Origin of the sequence: uncultured Oscillibacter sp. (assembly GCF_910587525.1) — a bacterium.
GTDB lineage: Bacteria > Bacillota > Clostridia > Oscillospirales > Oscillospiraceae > Oscillibacter.
In genome coordinates this window covers 1-3,923 of record NZ_CAJULS010000171.1, presented here as the reverse complement: position 1 = coordinate 3,923, position 3,923 = coordinate 1, and the positions used below count along the sequence as shown (strand labels likewise).

The following is a 3,923-nucleotide window of genomic DNA, read 5'->3' as shown; positions in this document are numbered from 1 at the left end:
CTTGGGGATGCCCATGTAGGTCTGCCGCAGGAAGAACACGCCGAAGGCGCTGACAATGCCGGGGAAGACCAGGGCAAAGATGGAGTTGGCCATTCCCATTTTCGCCACCATCTGGTACTGGGGGATGATGAAGATCTGGGAGGGCAGGGACATCTGCACCAGCACGATGCCGAAGAGCAGCTTCTTACCCCGGAAGTTCAGCATGGCGAAGGCGTAGCCGGCCATGGAGCTGAAGGCCACCGCGCAAATCACCCGGAAGAGTATCATCAGGGCGGTGTTAATGTACAGCTTGATAAAAGGCAGGCTGGTGATTGCCTCCTTGAAGTTTTCCCACCGGAATGCGCTGGGGAAAATCACCGGGGGAGTGGCGTTGCTCTCGGCCACAGTCTTGAAGCTGGTGAGGATCATCCAGATGAAGGGAAAGACCATGAGGAGGGCGGCGGCAATCAGCACCACGTAGGTGAGAATGGTCATCCGCTTTTGGGAGGCCTCTAAAGAACGGTTTTTCATCTCTCTTCCTCCTTACACGTCGTAGTTGACCCACTTCTTCTGGCCGTAGAACTGGATGACAGTGACCAGGCCAATGAGCAGGACGGTCCAAATCACAATGGCGGAGCCATAGCCGCGCTCGCCGGCGACGAAGGAGGAGCGGTAGAACAGGTACATCAGGCTCTGCACGCTGGTGACGGCGGGGTTGGTGTCCTCCACCATCATGTAGATCAGGTCATAGACCTTGACGGCGGACATCAGGCGCATGATCATAACCACGAACAGGGTGGGGGAGACCATGGGCAGGGTAATGGTGAAGAACTGCTTTACCTTGCCGGCGCCGTCAATGCTGTTGGCCTCATACAGAGTCTTGGGGATGTTCTGGAGGCCCGCCAGCAGGAGGACGGCATCGTAGCCAATGTTGCTCCAGATAGCCACAATGGCGCAGGAGATCATGACAAACTTGGGGTCGGTGATCCAGCCGATGTGGGTGCCAAAAATCTGGTTCAGGATGCCATACTCACCGTTGAAGATGAAGCGCCACACCATAGTGACGGCGGCGGGAGCGCACACCAGAGGCAGGAAGAAGATGGTGCGGAAGCCGCCTTTGAATTTGATCTTGGCGTTGAGGAGCATTGCCACCAGCAGGGACAGGAACAGTCCCACGGGAACGGTCAAAATACAGAACAGGATGGTGCTCCAGGTGGCCCGCCAGAACTCGGCGTTCTGGAACATGCGGGTGAAGTTGGCCAGACCCACGAACTGGTAGTGGCCGAAGCCAAGGTGCTCGCAGAAAGCGGTGTAGATGGTTTGGACAAAGGGCCACAGGTTCAGCACAACCAGCCCGATGATGGTGGGCGCGACCATGATCCAGCCCCAGTTTTCTTCCCGCCGGGTGGCGGGGGAAAGTTTGTTGTTCACAAATATGCCTCCTTTCTCGATCAGTCCGTCACATAGCTGTCCGCAATACCCTGCATGACAGCCAGCTGGGCGTCGATGTCCGCGCCGTTGTAGACCTTGACCATCTCATCGGCCACGTTGGACTTCCACTTGCGGCGGGTGGCGTTGTTGATGTACTGCACGCAGGTCTCGAACTGGTCGTAGCAGACCTGAACGTCCAGCAGATAGTCAAACTTGGCAAACTCGGTGGTCCAGGAGTCCTCCAGGCCCAGGAAGGCCGGAATGGCCGCGCCGGACTCGCCCTGAATGCGCTGGCCCTCCTCGCTGCCGAAGAAGCGGAGCACATCTTTAACGATCTCCAGGTTTTTGCCGTTGGCTGCGGTGGAGTAGCACAGGCCGTTGGAGATGGTGCCGGTGCCGTCGCCGGAGGCGGGGCTGGGGCACTTGGGCAGAGGGGCGATGTCCCACTTGCCCACCATATCGGGGTAATTCTTCAGCTCAGAGAGCAGGTTCCAGGAGCCCTCATAGAACATGGAGCCCATGCCGGAGAAAAAGGCGGTGCCGGGGGTTGTCTCGGCGAAGAAGGTCTGGTCGGGGCACCACTCGTTCTTCTGGATATTCACGTAGTATTTGATGGCTTCGGAGGTGGCGGGCTGGGTGTAGCCGGCGTGGATGTTGGTCTCCGGGTCCAAGATGTAGCCGCCGTTCTGGTAGACAAAGTTCCAGTAGCCCAGCTGCTCGTCGTTGTAGGCCATGTAGCCGTATTTTCCGGTGGCGTCATAAATTTTCTGGGAGGCGTCCATCATATCGTCCCAGGTCCAATTTTCGTCTGGGTAGGCCACGCCGGCGGCGTCAAACATCTCCCGGTTGTATACCAGAACCACGTTGTCACGGTCCTTGGGTACGCCGTACATCCGGCCGTCGGAGCCGCTGGCGTTGCCGATGGAGATATCGGAATAGTGTTCTGTCCAGAAGTTGGGGTCCTCGCCGGTGTAAAGGTCGGTAAGGTCGGCCAGGATGCCGAAGTCGGCGTAGTACAGGATCTGGTCGGTGTGCATCCAGAAGATGTCCGGCATGGTATTGCTCTCGCCGGCGGCCTCCAGTTTGGTCCAGTATTCGCTCCAGCTGGTGACCTGAACCTCAATGACCACGTCGGGATTCTGGGCGGTGTAGGCGTCGCACATGGCCTGCATACCGTCCCGCTGGGCCACGTCCCAGATCTGGAAGGTAAGATGTGTCTTGCCGTCTGCCGCTCCGCACCCGCACAGGGACAGCAGCAGTGTTATGGTCAAGACAAGGGCTGCGGCGCGGGGAATCTTTTTCATAACTCCACTCCTCTGCTTTTTTGTCGCGCTCAGAAAACGTTACGTAACTATGAACAAATCATAATACGCTTTCCGCCTGCATGTAAATAGATTGTATTTTTCAGAATATACCAAAATATAAGATTTCGCGCTTTTGATACGGGTTGCATAACATTTTGATATATTTACTCAAAATTTCGACTTTGCGCACAATTTGATTGATTTTATTTTGTATAAAATATAAAAACGATGGATTTTTGAGGCGGCAGACAGATAATACCTGAAAAATAATATGGCAATATGCACGTTTTTGGACAGGAAGTGTCAGGCGTGCTTCCGCGGCGGCAATTTCCCCTTGCGCCCGGCGTACCCGGTGTGATATAGTATGCCAAAACTTTGCCGGAGGAGGCAGAAGTATGGCGAATGTATTCCAGCGCCGTCTGGCGCACCACTATGATGAACTGAAATGGCTCTATATTGAGCTGTACCGGGATGAGGGGGCTTTCCGCTATTTTACGGAAATGCTGGAGCGGTGCTGGAAGGGGCGGAAAAAAGCCCTCCGGGACCAGGACGCCAGAAGGGAGGGCGATCCCGGCTGGTACCGCCGCCGGGACCTGCTGGGCATGATGCTCTATGTGGACGCCTTTGCCGGTAATTTAAGAGGAGTGAAGGACCGGCTTCCCTATCTGGAGGAGTGCGGGGTGAACTACCTCCATCTGATGCCTCTGCTGGCCTCCCCCAAGGGCCGCAGTGACGGCGGGTACGCCGTCTCCGACTTCCGGTCGGTCCAGCCTGAGCTGGGGACCATGGACGACCTGGAGGCCCTGGCTGACGCCTGCCGGAGAGCGGGCGTCAGCCTCTGTCTGGACTTTGTGATGAACCACACCAGCGAGGACCACCAGTGGGCGAAAAAAGCCCGGGCGGGAGAGCCGGGCTATGGGGAGCGGTATTTCTTCTATGACAGCTGGGATATTCCCCGGGAGTTTGAGAAGACCGTCCCCCAGGTGTTTCCCACCACTGCGCCGGGCAGCTTTACCCAGCTGGAGGACGGCCGGATCGTCATGACCAACTTCTATCCCTACCAGTGGGACCTGAACTACGCCAATCCCGTGGTATTCAACGACATGACGGAGAATCTCCTCTTCCTGGCCAACCGGGGAATCGACGTCATCCGCCTGGACGCCATCCCCTACATCTGGAAGGAGCTGGGCACCGACTGCCGCAATCTGC

The 3,923-nt window shown here is 56.9% G+C and carries 4 protein-coding genes; 1 reads left to right on the top strand and 3 read right to left on the bottom strand.

The window, feature by feature from the left end; genetic code table 11:
• From QZ326_RS11720 to QZ326_RS11710, 3 genes are all read right to left on the bottom strand, one after another.
• A partial coding sequence (locus QZ326_RS11720) for a carbohydrate ABC transporter permease (protein ID WP_295745406.1) occupies window positions 1-510 on the bottom strand: 510 nt, incomplete at its 3' end.
• 12 nt (window positions 511-522) lie between these two features.
• Window positions 523-1,410, bottom strand: coding sequence for a sugar ABC transporter permease (locus QZ326_RS11715; protein WP_365329185.1), 888 nt, complete (start codon window positions 1,408-1,410; stop codon window positions 523-525).
• 20 nt (window positions 1,411-1,430) lie between these two features.
• A complete protein-coding gene (locus QZ326_RS11710; protein WP_295745403.1) occupies window positions 1,431-2,714 on the bottom strand; it encodes an ABC transporter substrate-binding protein in 1,284 nt (427 codons plus the stop codon).
• Between the two features lie 395 nt (window positions 2,715-3,109).
• On the opposite strand from QZ326_RS11710, the gene QZ326_RS11705 reads away from it, so the two are divergent.
• Window positions 3,110-3,923 (top strand): alpha-amylase family glycosyl hydrolase (locus QZ326_RS11705; RefSeq protein WP_295745401.1); only part of this gene is annotated, 814 nt, incomplete at its 3' end.

Coding starts and splice junctions, on each gene's coding strand:
- QZ326_RS11710 (WP_295745403.1), bottom strand. CDS start 2,714: ATGAAAAAGATTCCCCGCGCCGCAGCCCTTGTCTTGACCATAACACTG.